15 protein-coding genes, 1 tRNA gene and 1 pseudogene are annotated in these 24,498 nt (G+C 67.4%); 11 read left to right on the top strand and 6 right to left on the bottom strand.

Annotation, left to right across the window (positions count from 1 at the left end):
- Nucleotides 1-197: 197 nt before the first annotated feature.
- Nucleotides 198-3,692, bottom strand: a complete 3,495-nt coding sequence (locus KA383_09950) for an efflux RND transporter permease subunit (protein ID MBP7746446.1) — start codon at nucleotides 3,690-3,692, stop codon at nucleotides 198-200.
- Nucleotides 3,693-3,901: 209 nt separating this feature from the next.
- Between KA383_09950 and mnmG the strand changes: the two genes are divergently transcribed.
- From mnmG to KA383_09930, 4 genes are all read left to right on the top strand, one after another.
- Nucleotides 3,902-5,749 (top strand): tRNA uridine-5-carboxymethylaminomethyl(34) synthesis enzyme MnmG, encoded by a 1,848-nt coding sequence (mnmG, locus tag KA383_09945; protein ID MBP7746445.1) that lies wholly within the window; start codon nucleotides 3,902-3,904, stop codon nucleotides 5,747-5,749.
- A gap of 106 nt (nucleotides 5,750-5,855) precedes the next feature.
- Nucleotides 5,856-6,479 (top strand): response regulator, encoded by a 624-nt coding sequence (locus KA383_09940; protein MBP7746444.1) that lies wholly within the window; start codon nucleotides 5,856-5,858, stop codon nucleotides 6,477-6,479.
- On the top strand, nucleotides 6,472-8,742 hold the full coding sequence (locus KA383_09935) for an HDOD domain-containing protein (GenBank protein MBP7746443.1): 2,271 nt from the start codon (nucleotides 6,472-6,474) through the stop codon (nucleotides 8,740-8,742). Before KA383_09940 ends, KA383_09935 begins: the two co-directional genes overlap by 8 nt.
- A 200-nt stretch (nucleotides 8,743-8,942) precedes the next feature.
- A complete protein-coding gene (locus KA383_09930; GenBank protein ID MBP7746442.1) occupies nucleotides 8,943-10,910 on the top strand; it encodes a right-handed parallel beta-helix repeat-containing protein in 1,968 nt (655 codons plus the stop codon).
- Nucleotides 10,911-10,934: 24 nt separating this feature from the next.
- Here KA383_09930 and KA383_09925 read toward each other — a convergent pair whose 3' ends face one another.
- Nucleotides 10,935-11,879, bottom strand: a complete 945-nt coding sequence (locus KA383_09925) for a bifunctional methionine sulfoxide reductase B/A protein (protein ID MBP7746441.1) — start codon at nucleotides 11,877-11,879, stop codon at nucleotides 10,935-10,937.
- A 218-nt stretch (nucleotides 11,880-12,097) separates the two neighbouring features.
- Nucleotides 12,098-14,320, bottom strand: a complete 2,223-nt coding sequence (locus KA383_09920) for a DUF3365 domain-containing protein (protein ID MBP7746440.1) — start codon at nucleotides 14,318-14,320, stop codon at nucleotides 12,098-12,100.
- 232 nt (nucleotides 14,321-14,552) lie between these two features.
- Here KA383_09920 and KA383_09915 point away from each other — a divergent pair, with 232 nt between their 5' ends.
- The 7 genes and pseudogenes from KA383_09915 to KA383_09885 all read left to right on the top strand — a co-directional run bounded on the left by KA383_09915 (nucleotide 14,553) and on the right by KA383_09885 (nucleotide 21,246).
- On the top strand, nucleotides 14,553-16,181 hold the full coding sequence (locus tag KA383_09915) for an RHS repeat-associated core domain-containing protein (GenBank protein ID MBP7746439.1): 1,629 nt from the start codon (nucleotides 14,553-14,555) through the stop codon (nucleotides 16,179-16,181).
- Between the two features lie 419 nt (nucleotides 16,182-16,600).
- Nucleotides 16,601-17,170, top strand: a complete 570-nt coding sequence (locus KA383_09910) for a hypothetical protein (protein MBP7746438.1) — start codon at nucleotides 16,601-16,603, stop codon at nucleotides 17,168-17,170.
- 333 nt (nucleotides 17,171-17,503) lie between these two features.
- Entirely contained in the window at nucleotides 17,504-18,124 is a 621-nt protein-coding gene (locus tag KA383_09905) for a hypothetical protein (GenBank protein MBP7746437.1), read from the top strand.
- A 178-nt stretch (nucleotides 18,125-18,302) separates the two neighbouring features.
- Nucleotides 18,303-18,536 (top strand): AlpA family phage regulatory protein, encoded by a 234-nt coding sequence (locus KA383_09900; GenBank protein MBP7746436.1) that lies wholly within the window; start codon nucleotides 18,303-18,305, stop codon nucleotides 18,534-18,536.
- Nucleotides 18,537-18,607: 71 nt separating this feature from the next.
- Nucleotides 18,608-18,967: a hypothetical protein gene (locus KA383_09895; GenBank protein ID MBP7746435.1), complete on the top strand. Its 360-nt coding sequence runs from the start codon at nucleotides 18,608-18,610 to the stop codon at nucleotides 18,965-18,967.
- Nucleotides 18,968-18,970: 3 nt separating this feature from the next.
- On the top strand, nucleotides 18,971-19,882 hold the full coding sequence (locus KA383_09890) for a helix-turn-helix domain-containing protein (protein MBP7746434.1): 912 nt from the start codon (nucleotides 18,971-18,973) through the stop codon (nucleotides 19,880-19,882).
- A 158-nt stretch (nucleotides 19,883-20,040) separates the two neighbouring features.
- A pseudogene (locus KA383_09885) lies at nucleotides 20,041-21,246 on the top strand (tyrosine-type recombinase/integrase).
- A gap of 282 nt (nucleotides 21,247-21,528) precedes the next feature.
- Here the strand turns inward: KA383_09885 and KA383_09880 are convergent.
- The 3 genes from KA383_09880 to KA383_09870 form a co-directional block, all read right to left on the bottom strand.
- A tRNA-Glu gene (locus tag KA383_09880) sits at nucleotides 21,529-21,601 on the bottom strand.
- 98 nt (nucleotides 21,602-21,699) lie between these two features.
- Nucleotides 21,700-22,296 (bottom strand): nitroreductase family protein, encoded by a 597-nt coding sequence (locus KA383_09875; protein MBP7746433.1) that lies wholly within the window; start codon nucleotides 22,294-22,296, stop codon nucleotides 21,700-21,702.
- Nucleotides 22,297-22,432: 136 nt separating this feature from the next.
- Nucleotides 22,433-24,478 carry an elongation factor G gene (locus KA383_09870; protein ID MBP7746432.1) on the bottom strand — a complete coding sequence of 682 codons (2,046 nt, stop codon included), beginning with the start codon at nucleotides 24,476-24,478 and terminating at the stop codon, nucleotides 22,433-22,435.
- Nucleotides 24,479-24,498 lie beyond the last annotated feature (20 nt).

Below are 24,498 nucleotides of genomic sequence, written 5' to 3'. Positions count from 1 at the left end.
AACCTCCAGTTGCGTCCTCTTCGCTTCACACGCCACCCAGTCGGCGGCGTCAACGCCAAGAGGAAGAGCATGCGCCGTGCCAAGAGCACAGTTGGATCGCAAGTGCATTCTATGTAAGCAGTTGTGCGCCATGCGCTTGCCGACGCGCACCGCTGCGGCGCTGCCAGATCGTCAGCGGTGGCACGCCGATTCGTGAGTTACTCATTCTCGGACAAGAGCGGCAGCCCGTGTCCCGGCTTCTTTTCGTACAGCAGCCAGTACACGACCGGAATGACGAACAGCGTGAAAACGGTCGACGCGAACAGCCCGAAGATCAGTGCCCACGCCAGCCCCGAGAAGATCGGGTCGATCGTGATCGGCGCCGCTCCCAGCATCGCCGCCCCCGTCGTCAGCAGGATCGGCCGCAGGCGCACGACACGGCTCTCCATGATCGCATCGAACAGCGACCGACCGCGCTTCAGCGACAGGTGGATGAAATCAACCAGGATGATGCTGTCGCGCGTCACGATCCCCGACAGCGCGATCATGCCGATCATGCCTGTCGCCGTGAACAGCACCGGATCGGCGTACGCGCCGACGTGGGGCGCAAACAGGTTCAGGAACCAGAAGCCTGGCATGATGCCGATCACGGTCAGCGGAATCGCCATCATCACGACGACCGGAATGACGAACGAGCCCATCTGCGCGACCAGCAGGATGTAGATGCCGACAAGCGCCGCCGCGAACGCTAGGCCCAGGTCGCGGAAGACATCGAGCGTGATCTGCCATTCGCCCTCGCCGGCGAAGTTCACGCGGATGCCGTCGGGGACAGACCAAGGAATGCCGCCACCATTCGTGAGAAACGTCCGGCCGGCCACGGCGCGCGCTTGGGCGCCTGACCCGCCCCCTGACCCCACCCTGGGAGGCAGGGGGGTGTAGTCGATGCGCTGGTCTGCCTGAATATCCACCACGCATTCCGCCGGCGTGCGGCCCGCCGTCTCGCCGAAGACGTAGACAATTCGCTCCAGGTTCTTGTGGTAGATCGTCTTGTCGGTCTTCTGCGTCTCCCAGCGCCCCAGCTCCGCCAGCGGCACCAGCGCTCCGCTCAGCCCTTTGACATGGATCGCGGCCAGGTCCGCCGCACTGGAACGTTCCACACGCGGCAACCGTATCTCGATCCGCAGCGGATTGCGCTCGCCGGCCAGTTGCACTGTGCCGGCGGTCGCGCCGCCGAGTGCGATCTGCAACGTGCTGGCGATCTCGGCGACCGATACGCCGTTGAGCGCCGCCTTCTCACGATCCGTCACGAACACGAGCTTCGGGCTATCGGCTTCGACCATATCGTCAACGTCAACCACACCGGGCTCGCGTTCGAGCCGTGCCCGCACAGTCTTCGCGGCCGCGATCAGATCATCATACGAATGGTCCGGCCGTCCGCGGACCTCGGCGGTGATCGTGGAAATCACCGGCGGCCCCGGCGGCACCTCGACGATCTTGAGCCGCACGCCATGCCGGTCGGCAATGGCCGTCAGGTCGTCGCGCATACGCAGCCCGAGCGCATGGCTTTGATATTTGCGGTGCTTCTTGCCGACCAGGTCAATGCGCACCTCGGCCACGTTGTCGCCGCGCCGCAAGTAGTAGTGCCGCACGAGCCCGTTGAAATCCATCGGCGAAGCCACGCCGACGTACGATGTGAAGTCGGTGACTTCCGGCACGCCGCTCAGGTAGCGCTCGAAATCGCGCACCGCCGCATCGGTGCGTTCGAGCGTCGTGCCTTCGTCCAGGTCGAGCACGAGCAACAGCTCATTCTTGTTGTCGAACGGCAGCATTTTCAGTGGCACGGCCCGCACCGCCGCCAGTCCCGCGGCCCCAACCATCAAGAGCGCCATCACGCCCAGAAACGCCCACGCCGCCACGCGCGAATGCAGCAAAGGCGCCATCAGCGGATAGAACAGCCGGTACAAAAAGCTGTGCTTCAACACTTCGAGATCATGGACCTCATCCGCTGCCTCCGCTGCTGCGTGGCTCCGTGGCTCCGTGGCTCCGTGGCTCTTCGCGTAGTGCCGCTTCAGCACGTGATAAGTCAGCCACGGCGTGATCGTGAACGCGACCACCATCGACATGACCATGGTGACCGGCACATTCAAAGCCATCGGCCGCATGTACGGCCCCATCATGCCGGTGATGAAGAACATCGGCAGGAACGAGACGATCACGGCCAGCGTCGCGGTGATCAGCGGCGGGCGAATTTCGGCGACCGCTTCGAGCACGATGCGGCGCGTCGCGCGCTCGCGCAGCGCGAAATGCCGGGCGATATTCTCGACGTCGACGATCGGGTCATCGACCAGCAACCCCAGCGACAGGATCAGCGCGAACAGCGTCACGCGGTTAATCGTGTAGCCGAAGACCAGGTTCACGGTCAGCGTCAGCCCGAACACGACCGGTACGGCGACGGCTACGATCAGCGCCTCGCGCCACCCCAGCCCGAGCGTCAACAGCGCGATGACGATGAAGATGGCGACCGCGAGCGCCTCGACGAGTTCATCGACCTTCGCATCGGCGGTGAGCCCGTAGTTCCGCGTGATCACGACGTCGATGTCGTCCGGCACAACTTCGGCGGTAAGCTTCTCCATCGCCGCCAGCAGGTCTTCGGCCACCCAAACCGCATTCGTCCCCTTCTTCTTGGCGAGGGCAATGGTCACGGCCGGCAAAGACGTCGGCTCTTTCCCTTCGTGCCTCCGTGCCTCCGTGCCTTCGTGCCTTCCTACGATTGACCCCGGGAATCCCGCCTCGTGCATGAACCCGCGCGCCATTCCCCAGCCGTGCCGCACGTAGCTGGTCGCCTCCGCTGGCCCATCCACCACGTCGGCGACATCCTTCAGAAACACCGGCCGGTCGCCGAACACCCCAACCACCAGGTCGCGCAGCTCGTCTGGGCTGTGCAGTGCCCGACCGGCTTCCACGCGGAACAGCGCATCGTTCCGCGCGAAGTCGCCCGCCACCTGCATCACGTTCGTCGCCGTGATCGCCCGCTGGATCTCGAGCGGTGACACGCTGTATGCCTGCATGCGCTCGGGTACGAGGTACACGTACGCCGTCCGCGGCTGCCCGCCGATGACATACGCCCGCGAGACGTTCTTCACCGCCGCCAATCGTTCGACAAGTTCCTCCCCGACACGCCGCAAGAGGTACTCGTCTGGCGCTCCGGCCCCTTGATCCCTTGATCTCTCGCTCCCTCGATCCCTTCCTCGCAGCGTGAGCGTCACAATCGGCACATCATCGATCTCGACCGGCTTCACGACCCACCCGGTGACGCCCGGCGGAGCGAGGTCGAGGTGCTCGTCGATGCGCTTGTAGAGCTTTACCAGGCTGCGTTCGCGGTCCTCGCCGACGTAGTACCGCACCGTGATGATCGCCTGTCCCTCGCGCGACATCGAGTACACGTACTCGACGCCGTCGATCTGGTAGAGCAGCTTCTCCAGCGGTGTGGACACGAGTTGCTCGACCTCGGCCGCCGAGTGCCCGGGGAAATTCACGTACACGTCCGCCAGGGGGACGATGATCTGCGGGTCTTCCTCGCGCGGCGTGACGAACAGCGCCGCAGCCCCGAGCACGGCTGCAAGCAGAATCAGGATGATCGAGAGGTTCGAGTCGAGAAAGATGTGGACGATCGCGTCGGTGAAGGTGTGGGTCTTGATCCCGGGCAAGGGCATATGACCGTCTGCGCCGGGCTCGTGCTGCTGTGCGTGGTTGCTTGCCATGTCGCCTGCCGCCCTCGCGAACCTGTCACCAACGCCCCGCGTACGCCAAAGAGGGCCCGATCGTAACACGGCCCTCAGAGTTTGTCGCGACCCGCGCGGACAGAGTGACGCCGCCCCCACGTCCGGCCCGCGGAGGCGGCCGGGCGGTACAATCTCACGCGATGAGCACGCGGGACTATGATGTCGTCGTCATCGGCGGTGGCCATGCCGGTGCCGAGGCCGCCTGGGCTGGGGCGCGCCTCGGCGCCCGCACCGCGCTTGTCACGCACCGGCGCACCGCCATCGGCCGCATGTCCTGCAATCCCGCGATCGGCGGGATCGGCAAAGGCCAGATCGTGCGGGAAATCGACGCGCTTGGCGGCCTGATGGGCCTCGTTACCGACGAGACCGGCATCCAGTTCCGTATGCTCAATCGCCGCAAGGGGCCGGCCGTGTGGGCGCCCCGCGCGCAGGCCGACAGCCGGCTCTACGGCGCCACGCTCTCGCGCTACCTGGAAAGCTGCCCGAACCTCACGATCATCGAAGCCGGTGTGGATGCGCTGCTCGCGGATCCCCCCGACCCGGGCGGCCGACGACACATATCCGGCGTTGTGCTCGACGATGGTCGTACGCTACGCAGCGGCGCCGTCGTGGTCGCCGCCGGCACGTTTCTGCGCGGCCTCATGCACACCGGCGAAGAGCAGACGCCCGGCGGACGCGTGGGCGAACCCCCAGCGCAGCGGTTGAGTGCCGCGCTTCAGGCCTTGGGGATCGAGCTCCGTCGGCTGAAGACGGGCACGCCACCGCGCGTGGCGCGCGACAGTATCGACTTCTCCGGCCTGCCGGAACAACGCGGCGACGAGCGGCCGGTGCCGTTCTCGTTCCTCACGCGACAGATCACGCAGCCGCAGGTGCCGTGCTGGCTGACAGCGACCAACGATGCGGTCCACGCGCTGATTCGCGCGAACCTCTACCGCGCGCCGCTCTACACCGGTCAGATTGCCTCCACCGGTCCGCGTTACTGCCCCAGCCTGGAAACCAAGATCCTGCGCTTCCCCGACAAGCGCCAGCACCAAGTGTATCTGGAACCGGAAGGGCGTGACAGCGATCGCATCTATCTGAATGGCGTGAGTACCTCTCTGCCGCGCGACGTGCAGGCGCAGCTCGTCGCGCTGCTCGACGGCCTCGCGCATGCGCGGATCGTGCAGTGGGGCTACGCCATCGAGTACGACTTCGCGCCGCCGGAGCAGCTCGACGCCGCGCTCATGGTGCGTCACGTGCACGGACTCTTCCTGGCCGGTCAGATCAACGGCACCAGCGGCTACGAGGAGGCCGCCGGGCAGGGGATCATCGCGGGCATCAACGCTGCCCGGTTGGCATCCGGACAGCGTCCCATAACCATTGGTCGCGACCAAGGCTACATCGGTGTAATGATTGATGACTTGGTGACCCGTGGCGTGACCGAGCCATATCGCATGTTCACCTCCCGCGCTGAGCACCGGCTGCATCTGCGCTACGACAATGCCGACGAGCGCCTCACACCGCTGGGGCGCGAAATCGGGCTCGTCAGCGATGCCCGTTGGGCGCAGTTCCAGCGCAAGTATCTGCGAATAAACGAGTTAATGGACATCATCAATCGCACGCGCCACGATGGCCGCGCGTTGCGCGAGCTTCTCCGTCGATCGGAGGAGGATGGTGAGCGCTTCAGGCACATAGTCCCGGAACTCGCCGCCTTCGCGGGCGCGCCGGACGTGTGGGCAAGCGCCATAGTCGCCGTCAAATACGAGGGTTACATCCAGAGGCAGCAACGCCTGATTGGCCAATTCCGCGACCTCGAGGACCGACCGATCCCGCCCGAAATCGATTACGGAACGGTATCCCAGTTGCGGCGTGAAGCGGTCGATCGCTGGTCTGCTGTACGCCCTGCCAGCATCGGACAGGCCGCACGGGTCAGCGGCATTCATCCAACCGATGTGGCAATACTTTTGGTTCATCTGAATCGTTGCGGACGCCAGTCCGCCGGCGGATAGCCGAAACCAGTAAACCTGGCGCCACAAAGTTCCTAAACTTGCCAAAAGCTCCCCGACGTGCTATATTTGTCAATATAGTTAAATTGGGGAAGCTGCGAGCAGTTTGATGACTAGAGCGGACCGCGACGGGCTGATTCCTCTCAAGAGCGTGTTCACCACCGGCGAGGTGGCTGAGATCTGTAACCTCAGTCAGCAGACGGTTATACGTTGCTTCGATAGTGGCCGGCTGCGGGGGTATCGCGTACCGGGATCGCGTTTCCGCCGGATCCCACGCGACGCCCTGATCCAGTTCATGAAAGAGCACAATATCCCCCTCGATCAGCTTGAGATGGGGAAGACGCGGGTGCTCGTCGTGGACGATGATCCCGCGATCGTCGAGATGCTCGTCGAACTTCTGGAGCGCGACGGCCGCTTCGAGGTGCAGACCGCGGCCACCGGTTTCGACGCCGGCCTGCGGACGCGCGAGTTTCACCCCGACGCGATCGTGCTCGACTACATGCTCCCCGACATCAATGGCAACGCCGTCTGCCGGAGCATCCGCAGCGACGAGTCGCTCAAGGACGTGAAGATCATCATCGTCTCGGGCGTCATCGACCGCGAGCACGTGGACAAGCTGCTGGCGGACGGGGCGGACGACTTTATCCAGAAGCCCTTCAGCATCGAGCAACTGGTCAATCGCATCACCGAGCTGGTCGGCAAGACGCCCGAGCGAGCGAGCCATCGTGGCTGAAGCCGTGGAAACTTCGCCCGAACTCGTCCTGTCGCACCTGGACAGCCTGCCGACGCTGCCGGTGGTCGCCGTCAAGCTGCTGCAGGTGACGGTGCTCGATGACACGTCGGCCAGCGATGTCATCCGGCTGCTGCGCGCCGACCAGTCGCTGACGGCGAAGATCCTGTCGGTCGCTGGCTCGGCGGCGCTGGGCGTGCGTGGTCCCGTCACGACGCTGGAGCGCGCTGTGCCGCTGCTCGGTTTTTCCGCGGTGCGCAGCATCGTGCTCGCGACCAGCGTGTTCGACTGCTTCGGCAAGCGCGGGGCGGACAGCCCGCTGGCGGCGTTCGACCGCGTCGAGTTCTGGAAGCACGCGCTCGCCGTGGCCTGCGCGAGCCGCCGTCTGGCGCGGGCGCGGCGCGAGCTCGGCATCGACCCGGAGGCGGCCTTCGTTGCCGGCCTGCTGCACGATCTCGGCAAGGTCGCCCTCGACACCGTTTTCCCCAAGGCTTACGACCGGATCGCCGCCCAGGCGAATCACAGCCGGGGCGACATCGCCGACCACGAGCGCACGATTCTCGGCGCCGATCACACGGTTGCGGGCCGGCGTCTCGCGGAACGGTGGCGTCTGCCGCGCGATCTGCAGGAGTCCATCTGGCTGCACCATCTCGCGGCCGACGCGCTGCCGGCCTCCGTCACATGCCCCTGGCTGATCGGCATCGTGCAGCTCGCGGACACCGTGGCGCGCGAGCAGCGCATCGGCTACTCCGGTAACCACGTCTTCTACGAGCTGTCGCCGCGCCTCGCGGAGCGTCTCGGCTTCACTACCGATCAGGTTGCAGACGTCGTGGACGCGCTCGCGACCGACGTGGCCGAGCATGCGACGCTGCTCGGGCTGGGCGGCGAGACGCCCCAGGCGGTCTACGTCAAGGCCATGACGCGCGCCAACGCGGAGCTCGGACGGCTGAACGCCGACCTGCTGGCGGGCAATCGCCGCCTGGCCGCGGGCGCCCGTTACTTCAAGGCCATCACGCATTTCGAGCAACACCTGTCCGACTGGGCCGATCCCCTCGCCGTCGTCGTGGCCCTCGCCGAAGCGGCGGCGGCGGCGCTGCAGCGGCCGCGCGTCGCGGCGTTTGGGTTGCGTGACCACCAGTCGGCGGTCGATCTCTGCTGGACCGGCGAGCGACCCGAAGAGCGCGGACACACGACCCAGGCCGTCCCCGCCGAGGTGGGCGCGTGGCTCGAGGAAGCGCGCGGCCGCATCGACGCGCTGCTCTTCCAGGCCCCGCCCGAGATTCGCACCCTGCTCGCCGCCGCGATGGGCCCGGCGGACCGCGGCGTGCCCTGGCTGCTGCCCATCTTTCATCACGGCGAGATGGCCGGCGGCGTCGTGTACCTGTCGGAGGGCGATGAGCGTGCCCGTCTGGCCGAGGAGGCCGACGAGTTGCGCTCGTTCCTGGCCAGCCTGGGCCTGGCACTCGGCCGCGCCAACGCGCAGGCCGCCGCCCAGCGCCTGTCCGAGGATCTTGCCGAGACTAACCGCCGGCTCCAGCAGATGCAGGTCGAACTGTTGCGCTCACGCACGCTGTCGATGATCGCGGAGATGGCGGCGGGGGCCGGCCATGAGCTGAATACGCCGCTCTCGGTAATATCGGGCCGCGCGCAGATGCTGGCGACCACACTGCACGACCCCGAAGCCGCCCGCGTCTTGCAGATGATCTCGAGCAAGGCCCACGAGTGCAGCGGCATCGTGAGCGAGCTGATGGACTTCGCCCGCCCGCGCCCGCCGAAGCTCGCGCCCGTCAATATCGCCGAGCTGCTCGCCGAGGTTCGCGGCGACTGGCTCCAAACCAGCCACATGCCGCCGTCACAACTGCGACTCGATCTCGCGGGCGGGACTGTGGCCGCGGCCCCGCTCGTGCTGGTGGACCGCGAGCAACTGAAGACGGTTTTTCGCGAGCTGATCGCCAATGCTGCTGACGCGGTGGCTGCCAACAACGGGACGATCGTGCTGCACTTTCAGCCGGCGCTGCCCGACGACACACTCGAGGTGCTGGTGCAGGACGCCGGCTGCGGCATGACCCCTGCCGTCCTGCAGCGCGCCTTCGACCCGTTCTTCTCGCATCGGGCCGCCGGGCGCGGCCGGGGCCTCGGGCTGCCGCGGGCGTATCGCATCGTGGAGGCCCACGGCGGGCGGATCTGGCTCGAAAGCCAGCCGGACGACGGCACCACCGTGCACGTCCTGCTGCCGCGCGCCAGGCCGCTCGACGCCAGCAATTAGCCACGCATTCTGCCACGCGGGGCAGGGGAGCCACGACCGACGGTCAGCTTTGGTCTTGACCCGCGACCCCCGCCCGAAGTAGGCTGCCATCATCGGGGCACGGGGTAATGACCGCACACGATTCGGTGCCCCACCCGGCCGGCGCGCCAGCGCTGTGCAATGCGACGCCGGCCCAGCGCAGTCGGGAAGGAGGCGCACACATGGGGTCCAGAACGGTCTTGCGATGCTGTGTCCTGGTTGGGGTGTGCGTGGCGACCTGCATTGCGGACACGATCTATGTCGACGGCACCAACGGCAATGACGCGTGGAATGGTCTTTGCGAGACCTGGGACGGCGGCACGTGCGGGCCCAAGCTGACGATCCAGGCGGGGATCGATGCCGCCTTGACCGGTGACAATGTGCGCGTCGCCGACGGCACTTACACCGGACAATTGAACCACACCCTGCGCTTCTATGGCAAGGGGATCCAACTCGTCTCGGCTACGGGCGCCGTGAACTGCATCATCGACGCCGAGAGTTCCGCCCCGTGCTTCATGCTGACGGCTGGCGAGCCCAGCACGGCTCGGGTCGATGGCTTCACGATTCGCCGCGGCCGCACGCAGCTCAGCGGCGCGATTCGCTGCTGGAACAGCAGCCCGGTGATTGCCAACTGCATCATCGAAGACAGCTACGCGATCAACGGCGGCGGCGGCGTGCACTGCGACGGCGGCAGCCCGCGCATCGAGAATTGCCTGATTCGTAACAACGCCGGCGGCGGGGGGGGCGGTATCCAGTGCGGTGGCGAAAATGTGACCATCATCGGCTGCACGATCGTGGGCAATTGGGCGGGTAATTTTGGCGGTGCGGTCGCCGCCGGCACGGGCTCGTGCCAGATCACCAACTGCACGATTGCCGGTAACACTGGCTACGGCATTTACATCAGCGGTGGTGCGTCGACCATCACCGGCAGCACGGTCACGGACAACACGCGGGCTGGTCTGCGCATTCAGAATTGGTCCGACACGACAGTCACGGGATGCGAGTTCGCGCGCAACGCGGCCGGCATTTCCGCGCTCGCGACGACCCTCCGCGTCGCCGACTGCTACATCCATGACCACGAAGCAACATCCGGCGGCCTGGCCCTGGGCACGTCCGGCGGCGATGTGCTCGTTGAGCGCTGCATCTTTCAGCACAACCGGACCAGTGCCGGGACACCACCGACCGGCGCGACCGTCTATTGCTATGCGGGTTCGCCGATCTTCAAACAGTGTCTCTGGGTCGCCAACGAAGCCGCTGACGGTGCGCTCGCGTGTTGGCCGGGGACTCAGCCACGTCTCGACCGCTGCCTGTTCATCGCCAATACGGCCAGCGAACTGGGGGGCGCGCTCACGCTCTACGATAGTGAACTGACCGCCATCCACTGCGTCTTTGCGCACAACGCGGCGCTAGATGCGTCGGCGATATGGTGCCATGGTGCCGGCCGACTCACGCTGCACGGCTGCACGCTCTGGGGCGGCACCGCCGATCCTGGCGACCATGCGCTACTCATCGAAACCGGCAGCGCGGCGCGCTTCGCGAACTGCATCATCTGGCCTGAGAACCCCGTCTCGATCGGTGGCGATCTCACCAACGTGGAGGTGCGCTATTCCGATGTGCGGGGCGGCTTCGCCGGCGTCGGGAACATCGACGCCGACCCGCTACTAGCCGACCCGGCCGGCCAGGACGGCGATCCGCTCGCCTGGGCCGACAACGACTACCGGCTCGCGGCGGGCTCGCCCTGCATCGACGCGGGCGACAACCTCGACCCGCCGCGCGACACGCTGGATGCCGACGCTGATGGCTGCGAAACCGATCCGCTGCCGATCGATCTGGGCGGGCTGGCGCGGTTCGTGGACGACGCGGCGACGCCCGACACCGGTCGTGGCCTGGCCCCGATCATCGACATCGGTGCGTACGAATTCGGCGCCGTCGCGCCGCCGATCCCCGGCGGTCCCTGTGCCGGCGATGTGAATTGCGATGGCACGGTCGGCTTCAACGACATCAATCCGTTTGTGCTGCTCCTGAGCAATCCGGCGGCTTGGGCAGGCGCGTACCCGCATTGCCCTGTGCTGAACGGCGATACGAACAACGATGGCACGGTCAGCTTTGGCGACATCAACCCGTTCGTGTCACTGCTCACGCAGCTCTGAAACGCGAGACACTTGCGCAGCGCGTCACCACGGATTCTTCACGTGGCAGGCGCGCCCGGTCTTGCTGATGTAATCCTGGTGGTATTCCTCCGCCGGCCAGAACGTGGCGGCCGGCTCAATCTGCGTCACGATCCGGCGTCCTCCGAAGCGCTTCTGGGATTGCAGCGCCTGGACGTAGGCCTCGGCCTCCTGCTTTTGCTGCTCGCTGGTATACCAGATGCCGGAGCGATACTGCGCGCCAACGTCGGGGCCCTGCCGATTGCGCTGCGTCGGGTCGTGCATCACGAAGAACGCCTCCAGCAGCCGCCGGTAGCTGATCCGCTGCGGGTCAAACACCACCTGCACGGTCTCGGCGTGCCCGGTCGTGTCGGTGCACACGTCCTTGTACGTCGGGCGTTCGACATGACCCTGCATGTAGCCGCTGACCGCCTCCAGTACGCCGGGGCCCGCGCCGAAGTAGTGCTCCAGTCCCCAGAAGCAGCCGCCGGCGAAATAGGCCGTCTCCGTGGCGACCGGGCGGCTCTCCGGTGGCAGCTCGGCGCCACGCTCGTAGAAGCGCAGCGCCGCCGAGTTGAGGCAGTGTCGCTCGTGAGTCGGCGCCGGACCATCGTCGAACACGTGCCCCAGGTGCGCGCCGCAGCGCGCGCAGTTGATCTCCGTCCGCACCATCCCGCGGCTGGCATCCCGCTGCCGCGTAACATGCGCCGGGTCGAACTCGCGGAAGAAGCTTGGCCAGCCCGTGCCCGAGTTAAACTTGTGCTCGCTCGAAAACAGCGGCAGCCCGCACACCACGCATGCGTAGGTGCCGTGCAGCTTGTTGTCCAGCAGGTTGCCGCAGAACGCCGCCTCCGTTCCGGCTTTCTGCGTGACGCGGTAGGCCTCGGGATCCAGCTTCGCAGCCAGCTCGGCCACCCGCGCGCGCGTCAGCGGTGTGATGTCGTATCGCAGCGTTGAATAGACTGGTTTCATGTCGCGTTCAGCATCCTTCATGCCTGTCCGGGCGCGCGGCCGCTCCTGGGCCGCGGCGCTGGCCTCGCCGGGACGACACCCGCCGTGGCCTGCAACGACCAGCGCGGCCAGCAGGGCCAGCCCAACTTGTCGGACGGTGTTCTCCATGCCGTGAGACTCCCTGCACGCCGGGTTCTTCATCCCACGGCTGATTCTTTCCCCGCGCGGCGCACATTCAACTATGCTGGGGGAACATTTGCGGCCGGCCGAGCTGGGCCTTCGGTCGCGCGGCAGGTCGCGCCGAATCGCCGGACCGTCTCCACGAGCGCGGCCCGGTCGAGCGGCTTGCTCAGGTAGTCGTCGCACCCGCAGTCGAGACAGCGCCGGCGATCACTCGTCATGGCGTTGGCGGTGAGGGCGACGATCGCACCCCGGTAGCCGCGCGCACGCAGCAATCCGGTCGCCTCGTAGCCGTCCATCAGCGGCATCTGCATGTCCATCAGGATCACGTCAAACGGGCGGTCGGAGCTGTCCGCTGCGAGCGCCGCTTTGACCGCCGTCTCGCCGCTTTCGACGACCGTCACGCGTGCCCCGGCCCGTTCCAGAATCCGACACACCAGGCGCTGGTTGTCCGGGCCGTCTTCAGCCAGCAGCACCCGGCAGCCGGCCAGGGCCGCGGGGTCGTGCGGGGCGGCGCCGTGCGCCGCAACCGTTGGGGCGGCCGCCTCCGTGGGCGGTGCGACGGTCATCCACACGCCGTCCAGCGGGCCAGCGGCAATCGTCACACGAAGAAGCGTGCCGACGTCAGGTTGCGTCTCCACCACGGTCACATCGCCACCGAGCGTCCGGGCCAGCCGCCGGCTGATGGTCAGGCCCAGGCCGGTGCCGCCGAAGCGGCGCGTCGTGGACATGTCCGCCTGGGTGAACGGTTGAAACAACCGGGTGGCCTGCTCCGCGGTCATGCCTACCCCCGTGTCCGCCACGTCGAACTGGATCAACGGCTCCGGGCCGTCGTCCCGCAGCCGCACGCTCAGACGCACCTCGCCCTGCTGGGTGAACTTGACCGCGTTGCCGAGGACGTTGAAGAGAATCTGCCGCAGGCGCGTCGGGTCCGTGCAGATCGTCGCGGGAATGGGGCCGCTGTACTCGACGTGCAGGGGCAATCCCTTCGAATCCGCCGGCACCCGCGCCAGCGCGACCACCTCCCGGACCAGGTCGCCCAGCGCGCAGGGCAGGCGCTCCACGCTCATCCGCCCCGCCTCGATCTTCGACAGGTCCAGGATGTCGTTCAACACGCTCAGCAGATACTGACCGTTGCGCTTGATCGTGCGAATCGCGTCCGTGTGGTCCGGCGACAGGTCGTCCGCGTCGAGCAGCAGGTCGGTGAACCCGAGGATCGCGGTCATCGGCGTGCGCACTTCATGACTGACATTGGCCAGAAACTCGCTGCGTGCTTCCACCGCCGCCTCTGCCGCGGCCTTCGCCTTCTGCAGTTGCCGCTCGGTTTGCTCGCGCTCGGCGATCTGGCGTTTCAGCTCCTCGTTGGCGTTAGCCAGGGCTTGCGTCCGCTCCACGACGCGCTGCTCCAGGGATGCGTGTGTGGCCTGCAGGCGCGCGGCCAATGTGTTGAAGCTCGCTGCCAGGCCCGCGATCTCGTCGCGGCCCTGGACGGGCACCGTCTGGAGCGGCGCTCCCTCGGCCTGCGTGGCGCTGCGGCGGAAGTGCGCGGCCATGTGTGCCAACCGTGACGAGATCACGCTGCGGAAGACCAGGCCGATTCCGCCCAGCAGCACCGCCAGCCCACCCAACGTGATGGCCGATTGGCGCGTGGTCTCGTTGGCGAGCGCGGCGGTCACGCGATCCACAGGGATCGCCACGGTGTCGAGCGCGACGACCTTGCCCAGCTCCCGGTGAAAGCTCGCCTGGTCGCCGTACCGTGCGATCAGCGCCGCGGGCGCGTCCGCCGGGTCGCCGTGACACCGCAGGCAGCTCGGCTCCACACGTTTGGCGCTGAAGTAGGCCTTGTACTGGCGGCCGTCGATTGCCAGGGTCGCAGTGAGCGTATCGACTTCCGGGTGCGCGTTGAAGTACCTGATGAAACGCAGCTCATCCGGGCTGGCGGCGTTCACCGGGTTGCGCGGGTGATCGGAGGAGAACTTAACGATGATGTCCGGGAACTGGGCCTGCACCTTCTCGAATACGGAGCGCGACACGAACGAAGTGGACATCGCCTCGGGGATGAAGTCGTCCGGTCCGACCAGGTCCGCGACGAGCGGTCGAATCTGCTCGGCGACGTACTCCCGGACCGCCAGGTTGAACTGCAGCGCCAGCGCGGCCTGCCGGTCCGTCAGCTCCAGCATGTGCCGGCGGGCGGTTGTGTACGACCGGTAGTGCAGGAACGCCGCGAAGAGCGTGCCCAGCACGGCCACGGAAATCAGGAACTTGGCGGCGATGCTGCGCATCGTGCGACTTCACGGCCAACAGCCGGGTGTCCCGGGCGGCACACCACGTGTCCGCTTACGATCCGGGTATGGATGCATCGGCCAGATGGCCAGCCGGGGTGATTCTGATGTAGTCCACGTCTCGGGCCGCGGCCGATAAAGCTCCGGTCCAGCCGGCGCGGCGTGGCTGTGGCATACGGTTCGCAAGCCGACGCGCCCGCAGTACCGCGACGGCGCGCCATGGTTCGCGCATATGGGCGACCCGGAAGCGGTTCCGTCCGTTCCGCCGGCGGTGGTCGAGCGGTACGAGTACGATCCGTATGGGCGGACGTACATCGAGAACGACGACAGCACGGTCCGGCGGGCGGTGTCGAAGTACGGCAACCCGTTCGCGTGGACGGGGCAGCGCTACGACGCTGGCGTGAAGCTGTACGGGTTCTTCGCCCGGGCGTATTCGCCAGAGCTGGGCCGCTGGCTGCAACGCGATCCGCTGGGGTTCGTGGACGGGGTGAACCTGTACGAGTATGTTCGGAGCATGCCGACACGGTTGACCGATCCGTTGGGGCTGGCGGCGGGGTATGGCTGTGCCATTCCGCCGACGACCTCGCCGCTGGACGGCGGTGACGATGGTGGTCCGCCAGACGAGGACGGGCCGACGGCGGAGCCGTGCCCAAGCGAGGATGGTGAGTCGAAGGACGACAACAAGCCGGACAAGGAGGAGACGAAAGATCCGCCGGAGCCGGACAAGACGCCGGAGTTGACCATCGAGCAGATCATCCAAAACCTGGAAGAACTGAAGAAGGTTTGCCCTTGGTTGAGCACCTGGATCGATCAGATGATCCAGCACTTGATTGACATAATGAACGGCAACGGCACACCTCTATCACCGCCTCCGCCTGTACCGCCACCACCTCCGCCGATCGAGGACGACGATCACGACTACTACCCGCTACCAAGCGATGAAGACATGTCCCTCGAACAATTCCTGGTGATGGCAGGAACATTCCAGCTTCCTATCCCGCAGTGCAATGACCTATTGCCTAAAGACCAGAACGGGTACTTGTCGCCGATTCCAGAGGGATACACCGTTGCGTGGAAAGATGGGTGCCGGGGACTAGTCAAGGACGGCAGCGAAGCTGCTCGCAACACGGGCACAGGGATAGCAACCACGCTGGTCGCCACTGGTCAATACTTGGCGTCGACGCCGGTTGCTGCCGCGCCCGTCGCTGCAGTAGCGGGGGTGGTAGCAGCGGGGACAGGCATAGGAGTTGGTGCGGCCTACGGCATAAATGCTGGAACGCAGGCCGCCACAGGCGACACTGCGAGTGGCTGGGCAGGAAACGCGGCTGGTTGCGCACGGGGGATTGGTACACGGGATACGACCCCCGTGGCCGTGGGTGGTGAAATGAGCATGCATGACGCTGACGCAAACTCGGGAATCTTGTTCGATCTGGATAAGCCGTTTCAAAACGGGATGCGATTGGACGCGCGAACTGAGCAGGAGGCGCTGGAATGCGCACGGATGCTTGTGCATGATCTGTGGGCAGGACACTTCAGCGCCGTGTACTTGTTCTATCATGAGGAGTGCGACTGCGTTCGCCCATGTATGTGGGGAGCGGCCATCGGGCCGAAATGGCACCAAGTAGACGCGTATCGGGGACCGTGCGGCGTGACATTGATCCGGCGGATCCGCGACCATGTGCACGAGCCAACCGAGACGGACCGCGGCGTTCTACGTGGCACGCTGACTTGCCGGCGGCAGTCGGGACGGATTGCGATCCAAGTGGAATCCCCGCACATCTGGGAGGTACGCCTCTTCAGCGGGGACGAGCGCCCCGACAAGTTGCCCTACAGAAACGTGTTTGCGGAGCACCACGGATAGCAGGTTTCGCAGAATCCGGGGATGTCTGCGAAGCGGTTGTTGTCGAGCGAGGAGGTCGAGGTTAGCGCAGAAGGCGTTTCCGCATGTGCCCGTCGCCCAACCGGCGGCCGTGAATTGAGGATGTGTTGCAGCCACGCGGGCACGTAGCCACGAAGGAACACGGGTGCAGCGGCGAAGTCTTGCAACGCGTGCAATGTGGTGCAATGCGGGACAGCCACCTATATAGACAAGCTAGAATACCCGGCGGGGAGATTGACTAAGGCACGGCCCCGTGTGTCACCAGTGCCGCGCGGGAGGGCGGCGACTGCGACGTAACGGCGGTCGATCCCGCGACTTGGCGGCTTGTCACGCTGAAGCTGCCGAACCCGGACGGCAGCGGCGACCTCATCGACATCCGCTGCCTGCGCTCGCCGGAGTGGTTGGCCGAGACGGGCGCGGAGCCGGGCGGGTGGATTCTGTTCGGCCTGCCGGAGCTCGGCGTCGTCGGGCCGGCGTACGTCGTCATGGTCGAGCCGTGTCCGCCGGTGGAGGCCGGGCCCGGGCGGGTCGTGCTGGCGACGGTCACGCACTACAACAGCTTCGTGCTGCGACTGTGGGTGGCCGGGCTGGACGAACCGCTGGAGCCGACGGCGGAGCACCCGCTGTACTCGGAGGACCGACAGGCCTGGGTGCCGGCGGGCGAGTTGTGCGTCGGCGAGCGGCTGCGCACGGCGGCCGGTCCGGCGGCGCATGCAGGCACAGTGCGCCGGGGTACGAAAGGACGCCCCCAAGGGGATTCGAACCCCTGTCGGGTGGGGGACGTTGGTAGCGCGCAAGTAGCGCAGGCGGCGAGCGATACGGAACAGCTCGGCGCCGCGCCGGCGGGCGTCTGGCGGGCCGGCTGGCGGGAAACGTGGCCTGAGCTGGGTGCCGTGGTGGACGGCTGGGCGACGCTGCCCGACCCGATCCGACAGGCGATAGTCACTCTGGCTCGGGCCGGGCGACGCTGAGCGGCCCGGCCGCTAGGTTCTTTCCGCGGGTCTGCCAGGGGCGCGGGCAAAACGGGCCGGCGTTTTTGCACAGACGCCGCCGCGCCATGGGGTGGTTTCGTTGCTTTCGTTCCGTTCCTCATCGCAAACGGCTTGTTTTCCAAGGAAAAGCGAAAAAGCGGGTGGGCGCAAGTAGCGTACTAAACCGCACGCCGCGCCGGTTGGTTCGGCCGGCGGAAGGTGTAGAATGGCCGCACCGGGAGGCGGGCGGCCGCCCGCCGCGCTGCCCGGCCCGTCGCCCCTGGCACCATCCAGGCGACGGCCGGGCGGCTTTGCCCGGTTGGATGGTGCGCCATGCCCCCGTTATCGTCGGGCTGTCTGGCAATTCTGCGGTGCGTTCGCGCGTGGCAACGCGGCGAACGTCTGAGCGAGCGGGGGCGCGTAATGGGGCTGCCCGGTGTAATGCAGGCGGTGATCGGCGCCGAGCTGGGGGACACGTTTGACAAGGGCGACGTTACGGAGCTGGTTGGGGCCGGCTACTTGGAAAGCACGGCGGGGCGGGGCATGGCGGGAACCTGGATATTGCCCGATGACCGGCGCGTCACGATTCGCCACGAACGTACAGCCGATCCCGACCGGACGACGCACACTGAGCTACTCATCGACGGCAAACGCCGCGCCCGTTTCTCGGCGACAGGGGGGCGGCTGTATGGGCCTTGGCTGACACTGACGCCGCGCGGTTGGGACTTGCTGGCCGAGCTGGATACGCTGACGCAGGCGAACCGCCAGCGCCGAAAGGGTGGCCGGCCGACGGACACCGACCCGCGGGCCGATGCTCAGCTCGCCGCGGCTTGGGAAAGCGGGCACTACAGCTCGCACGAAGAGCTTGCCAAGGCAAAAGGGGAAACCGTCCGACAGGTGAAGCTTGCACTTGAGCGCAACCGAAAGCGACAGAGCCGCAAGGGTGTCAAGTAGGCGCTGAGTTATTCCGTCCGCTTCGGGCACGCGGTTCCCGTCTGTGCTTTGCGACGTTTGCGCGTTCGCTGCGCTGGACAAACTCCGCGCTGAGTTTGTCCGTCCGTATTCGCGCGTACGTTTTCGGGTGACGGCCGCGGTGTGCGGCCGGGACGTGGAACCCGAAGAGGGTGCGAGGATGAAGAGCGAAACGGAAAAGCCGGCGATGCAGGCGGACCGGCTGCTGCGGGTCCAAGAGGTGGGGCATCGGCTGGGCGTGAGTGCGCGTCAGTGCTGGAAGTTGTTGGCAAGTGGCCGGCTGCCGGCTCCGGTGCGGCTGGGAAGGTCAGTGCGTTGGCGCGATAGTGACATCGCGCGGTTTGTTCGGGACGGCTGCCCGTCCCGCGACGAAGCGGCGGGGGTGCGGCCATGAGCGGCCAGGGTGAGCTTTTCCCGCCCGGCCCGGACGCTGGCGGCGCCGGGCCGGGGGAAAAAGCACGTCGGTTGCCCGAGTCTACCGAAGCGGCTGAGTTGCACAAGCTTCGCGCCCTGGCGGCGCTGGCGGCGCGGCATGGCGCGGCGGTACTGAACGCGCAGCGCATCATGGTCCGGCTGCTTCTGGCGGCCGGCGCCGACGGCACGGCGACGATTGACGCGGTGCGCGGTCAGCTCGGCGAACTGGACGGGCGCCCGACCTGGCTTGGGGCGGTTCCGCACGGGCTGCGGGCCGCGGGCCTTATCGAGCCGGCCGGCTTCGCGACTTCCGCCCGGCGAGTGTCGCACGCGCGGCCGGTGTCGGTGTGGCGGCTCCGCGACGCGGACCGCGCCCGCCGGTGGCTGGCGGCGGCCGAGCTGGGGCGGTGACCTGTGGCGAACGTCTGGCTTGACTACGTTTTCCGGCGAAGCGGGAGCCGCGGCGGCGAACGGCTCACGCTGCTGGCGCTGGCGGATCGCGCCAACGCTGCCGGCCGGTGCTATTGCGGCGTGGCCGACATTGCCGCACGGGCCGGCCTGTCCGAGCGTCGCGCCCGGGCCTGTCTGCGAGCGCTCATCGCACGCGGAGAGCTGTCCATTCTGAAACACGGTGGCGGTGTGCGGCCAGACGGCAAGGGCCGGGCGAACACGTTTCAGCTCGTCGCGCTGGCTGAGCCGGAAGCGGGGCGAACCCTGTCGCCCGCGTCAGGGTTTGCCGCGCCGGATACCCGGACGAACGGCGCCGGAACCCTGACGGCGCCGACTGCGAACCCGGAAGTTTCCGGTATCGAACCCTGTCGCCCGCGTCAGGGGAACCCAACAGAACCAACAGTGAACCCAAGAGAGAACCCGGGAGCGGACGGCGGTCCGGTTGGCGTGGCTGTTGCTGCTGCTGCCGACGATGCCCGGGTGGCGGACCCGGACGCGGCGAGCTTTCAAAGCCACCTCATCGAACGACGCGCCGCGGAGCGGCGGCGAGCTGGCGGCCAGCTCGGCAAGCCGATCAGCTCGGCCGCGGCTCAGTTTGTCCCGCAGGCGGACAAGCCGCGGCGCCGGCGCGGGCGGCTGCCCGACGGTGTGCAAGCGCTGAGCTTCCGGTTGCTGCGGAACGTCCCGGGCCTGTGCGAAGCGGACGCACGCGACCTGGCGACGCTCGCCGGGCCTGCGGAGTTTGCCGCGGCGCTGGGGATCATGCCCGCGGACTTGCGGAGCGTTGGCGGCTGGTTGCGGTGTTGCGTGCTTGGCGGCTGGGCGAAGCCGGCCGCGGCACGCGTCGCAGACGGGCCGGAAGTGGCCCGCGGCTGAGCGCGGCGCGGCGAGCTGGTACGTCGGGCCGGGGTGACACGGCCGGCGCAAACGCAGCCGGTGCGGCGGCCCGGTTCGATTCTTCGCGCCCGTTTGTAGTGGCGGCCCGAGCTGCAGGCGCGGTACGGTGCGGCTCACGTTCCAAAGGATGGTGCCCAATGGCAAGCGTGTATCGTCGGTGGTATCGAGTTCCCAAGGGGCGGGCACAAGCGGGCGAGCGGCGACAAGCCGGGCGGTTCACGGTTGAGTTTGCGGATCATCGGGGCCTGGCTCGGCGGCTACCTGCGTTCGCGGACCGCGGCGCGTCGGCTGAGCTGGGGCGCCGGGCGGATCGGCTTTCAGATCTTCGCGCCGGCGGCGAGCCGATGCCCCCCGACCTGCGGCGCTACATCGAAGGGCTGCCGGGTTCGATCCGCGCCAAGCTTGCCCGCTGGGGGCTGCTGAGCGTCGCGGCCGAAGCGGCCAAGCGAACACTCACGGAACACGTCGCGGCCTACGAACAAGCCTTGCGCGACGGCGTAGCATCGCACAAGCAGAAGGGCCGGCCGGCGACGGCCGTTCACGTCCAGAAAACCGGGCAGCGCGTGCGGCTGCTGCTCAAGAGCATGGGCGCGCAGCGCTTCGCGGACGTGACGCCCGGGGCTGTCGGGCGGGCACTACGAAAGCTGGAAGCCAAGGGCGCACGCCGGAAGGGCATCGGCGCCAAAACACGGGCGCACTATTTCGGGGCGCTCTTCGCGTTTCTGGGGTGGGGCGAGCGGGAACAGCTCGTGCCCGTGAACCCCCTGCGCGACGCGGCCAAGCCCGACGCCAACGCCGAGAAACGGCACGCCCGGCGAGCGTTTGAGCCGGACGAAGTGCGGCGGCTGCTGACGGCGGCCCGGACGGGGCCGGAACGGTTCGGCGTGCCCGCCGAAGAGCGCTATTGGCTGTATCGGCTGGCGGCTGAAAGCGGCTTGCGGGCGGGCGAGCTGCGCACGCTGACGCGGGCGAGCGTCGCGACTGGCGGCCCGCGGCCGGCGGTGACGGTGGCGGCCGGCTTCGCCAAGAGCCGGCGCGAACGCACGGTGCCCCTGAAGCCGGACACGGCGGCCGAGCTGGCGGCGTTTCTCGGCGCGAAGCTGCCGGCGGCGCCCGTGTTCCGCTTGCCGCGGCCCGAGAGCATCGCGCCGATGCTGCGCGGTGACCTGGCGGCGGCGGGCGTGCCCTACGTCGATGACGGCGGCCGGTTCGCCGACTTTCACAGCCTGCGGGCGACGTTCGCAACGGCTTTGATTGCCGCGGGCGTGGACGTGAAAACGGCCCAAGAGCTGTTGGGGCACGCCAGCTCGAAAATGACGCTGGACGTCTACGCCAAAGTATTACGCGGCTCGCAGGAAAACGCCGTCGGGCGGCTGCCGAGCTATGGCGGGCCGGGAGCCGAAGCGGCCCGGGCGACGGGCACGGATCATGCCCGGCCCGACGCGGGCGGCGCTGGCGGGAAAGCTGGCGGGAACCCGGGGCAAAAACAGCCGGCCGGCGGGCGCACCGGGGCGCGGAATTGCACGCATGGCGCGGGAGCCGGGGCGGCGGAAAGCATCGGGAAAAACAGTGTAATTCGTGCATCGGCCGCGCATGAAAGCGCAGAGCGCCTAGAAATGAAAGGACGCCCCCAAGGGGATTCGAACCCCTGTCGTCGACTTGAAAAGCCGATGTCCTGGGCCTCTAGACGATGGGGGCAACGTCTGCCGCCGACAGAGCACCGCATCTTAGGGCATCACCCCGCAGCCGTCAAATTCGGCACGCTGCCGATGCCGCCGCTAACGCCACAGTGCCGCTCAGCCGCCGCGCCGCTGACCCCATTGCCCCGCGAATGCAAACTCCGCCACCACCTTGCGTTGCCGCGGCCCCTGCTCCCGCGCCCGCAACTCTGCCGGCAGACTGCCCGCGTCGCCGTAGCGCCCCACCGCGATCATCGTCACCGGGACATGCGTCTCCGGGATGCCCAGCGTGGCCCGGGCCTGCTCCGGCGAGAACCCCGCCATCTGGTGCACGTAGAGGCCCAGCGCCGTCGCCTGCAAACTGAGCGCGGCCACCGCCTGCCCCACGTCGTACCACGCGTGGCGGTTCTCCTCGCCCGTGAGGTCGAAGCGTCGCTTCGCCACCGCGAGCATCAGCACCGGCGCGTGCCGGGCCCAGACCTGGTTCCCCGCGACCATGCAACCTGCCAGCCGCTCGAACGCCGCGGGCTCGTCGCGCGTCGCGAGCACAAAGCTCCACGGCTGCTCGTTGTACGCCGACGGCGCCCAGCGCGCCGCCTCGAGCAAGCTGTCCAGCTCTGCCGGCGTCACCGGCTGGTCCGAGAATGCCAGCGGGCTCCATCGCCGGCGCACCAGTTCGTGCACGGGAAACTGCGTCTCGGCGGGTCGTTCCATGGCAGGCCTCCAAGCTGACGCGCGCTCCGCGTGGCGTGCAGGTTTGCAGCGCATTCCAGCAACGAACCCGCCCGTCCACGAGGGGCAGCGCGCCCCGACGCGGACGGGCCGGCGCAGCGCCTCACCCATGGCGCGGCTATTCTTCCTCTTCTTCCTTCGACTTGTACTGGGCCGCGATCTGCTGCTGCACGTTCGGCGGCACGATGTCGTAGTGGCTCAGCTCCATCATGTAGCTGCCCTGGCCGCCGGTGACGCTCTTGAGCTGCGACGCGTAGCTCGCGACCTCGGCCAGCGGCACCTGGGCGTGCACGCAGACCTGGTTGCCCGGCAGCATGTCCTGCCCCTGGATCTGCCCGCGCTTGCCCGCGATGTCGCGCGTGATGTCGCCCATGAACTCCGTCGGCACGGTCACTTCCAGGTTCACGACCGGCTCGAGCAGGATCGGCTTGCACTGCACGAACGCCTTCTTGAACACCTGCCGGCCGGCGATCTGGAACGCGATGTCCTTGCTGTCCACCGGGTGCGTCTTGCCGTCCACCAGCGACACCTTCACGTCGACCACCGGGTAGCCCGCGATGACGCCCTTCTTCATCTGGTCGCGGACGCCCTTGTCCACGCTCGGGCGGAACGACTGGTCGATCACGCCGCCGAAGATCTTGTCGAGGAACTCGTAACCCTTGCCGCGCTCGTTGGGCTCCATGTCGATGAACACGCGCGCGAACTGCCCGGCGCCGCCCGTCTGCTTCTTGTGCGTGTACTCGACGTACTTCACCGACGACGAGATCGTCTCGCGGTAGGGGATCTTGGGCGCCTTCGTCGTCATCTCGACCTTGAACTGCCGCTTCATCTTGCTCTGGACGACGGTCAGGTGCAGGTCGCCCAGGCCGCGCATCACCAGCTCGTTCGTCTCGGCGTCGCGCTGGTACTCGAAGCACGGGTCCTCTTCCGCGAACCGGTGCAGCGCCGCGCTGATTTTCTCCACGTCCCCGCGGGCCTTCGGCTCCAGCGCCAGCGCGTACATCGGTGTCGGCGTCTTCGGCATCAAAATGCGCCCCTCGCCCGCCTTCGCGAAGAGCACGTCCCCGATCTTGAAGTCCAGCTTCGCGAACGCCACGATGTCCCCCGCCCGCCCGGCCTCGATCTCCGCATGCTCCCCCCCGTGCAGCTTGAGCAGGTGCCCCGGTCGCTGGCCCTTGCGCTCGCCGGCGATGAACACCTGGCCCTCGGCCGTCAGCGCCCCGCTGTGCACGCGCGCCACCGAGTACTTGATGTTGCTCTTCGGATCGGCCGTGATCTTGAAGATCTGCGCGATGAACTCGCCGTCGGGCTTCGGCACGATCGGCGTTTCCTTGGCCGCCTCCCCCTCGCCGGTGAGCAGCGTCCGCTGCTTGCCGACCACGGGCGACGGGGCAAACCGCACGATCGCGTCGAGCAGCTCCTTCACGCCCACGTCGTGCCGCGCGCTGACGAACAGCACCGGGATCAGGTGGCCGCTGGCGACCGCCTTCCCGATCGCTGGCGCGAGCCGCTCCGGCGGCACGCTGCCCGTTTCCATGAACTGCTCCATCAGCGCATCGTCGGTCTCCACGATCGCGTCGATCAGCGCGGTGTGGCACTCGCCGACGTCGAGCACGTCGGCCTCGCCGCTCGTATTGGCGAGCACGTCGATTACGCCCTTGCCGCCGTTGGTCGGCAGGTTGATCGGGTGGCACTCGTGCCCGAAAGTCTCGCGGATGGCGGCCAGCACGTCCGGCAGGTTCGCGTTCTCCGCGTCCAGGCGCGTGACGATGATCATCCGGCCCAGGCCGTGGTTTTTCGCGATGTTGAACATGCGCCGCGTGTTGACACCGATGCCCGCGGCGGCGGAGACCACGACCGCGGCGGTCTCGACGGCCGCAATCGCGGCGATGGCCTGTCCGCAGTAGTCGGGCATGCCGGGTGTATCGATGAAATTCAGCAGGTGGCCTTCGTGCTGGAGGTGGCAGAGGGCGGAATCGACGGTATGGCGGCGGTCCTTGGACTCATCGTCGTAGTCCAGGACGGTCGTGCCGTCGTCCACGCTGCCGAGGCGGGTGGTGAGGCCGGCCTTGTGCAGGATGGCCTCGCCCAGGGTGGTCTTGCCGGCGCCGGAATGTCCGACGAGGGCCACGTTGCGAATCTGGTCCGGTTGGTAAGCGCCCATGCACGCGTCTCCGAGTCCTG

It is taken from the genome of Phycisphaerae bacterium, assembly GCA_017999985.1.
Classification (GTDB): Bacteria; Planctomycetota; Phycisphaerae; order UBA1845; family Fen-1342; genus JAGNKU01.
This window is presented reverse-complemented; position numbering and strand designations above follow the sequence as displayed.

Excerpts from the sequence above, each read along its gene's own strand:
- KA383_09950 (MBP7746446.1), bottom strand. The coding sequence starts at position 3,692 with ATGCCCTTGCCCGGGATCAAGACCCACACCTTCACCGACGCGATCGTC.
- mnmG (MBP7746445.1), top strand. The coding sequence starts at position 3,902 with ATGAGCACGCGGGACTATGATGTCGTCGTCATCGGCGGTGGCCATGCC.
- KA383_09940 (MBP7746444.1), top strand. The coding sequence starts at position 5,856 with ATGACTAGAGCGGACCGCGACGGGCTGATTCCTCTCAAGAGCGTGTTC.
- KA383_09930 (MBP7746442.1), top strand. The coding sequence starts at position 8,943 with ATGGGGTCCAGAACGGTCTTGCGATGCTGTGTCCTGGTTGGGGTGTGC.
- KA383_09925 (MBP7746441.1), bottom strand. The coding sequence starts at position 11,879 with ATGAAACCAGTCTATTCAACGCTGCGATACGACATCACACCGCTGACG.
- KA383_09920 (MBP7746440.1), bottom strand. The coding sequence starts at position 14,320 with ATGCGCAGCATCGCCGCCAAGTTCCTGATTTCCGTGGCCGTGCTGGGC.
- KA383_09915 (MBP7746439.1), top strand. The coding sequence starts at position 14,553 with ATGGGCGACCCGGAAGCGGTTCCGTCCGTTCCGCCGGCGGTGGTCGAG.
- KA383_09905 (MBP7746437.1), top strand. The coding sequence starts at position 17,504 with ATGCCCCCGTTATCGTCGGGCTGTCTGGCAATTCTGCGGTGCGTTCGC.
- KA383_09900 (MBP7746436.1), top strand. The coding sequence starts at position 18,303 with ATGAAGAGCGAAACGGAAAAGCCGGCGATGCAGGCGGACCGGCTGCTG.
- KA383_09875 (MBP7746433.1), bottom strand. The coding sequence starts at position 22,296 with ATGGAACGACCCGCCGAGACGCAGTTTCCCGTGCACGAACTGGTGCGC.
- KA383_09870 (MBP7746432.1), bottom strand. The coding sequence starts at position 24,478 with ATGGGCGCTTACCAACCGGACCAGATTCGCAACGTGGCCCTCGTCGGA.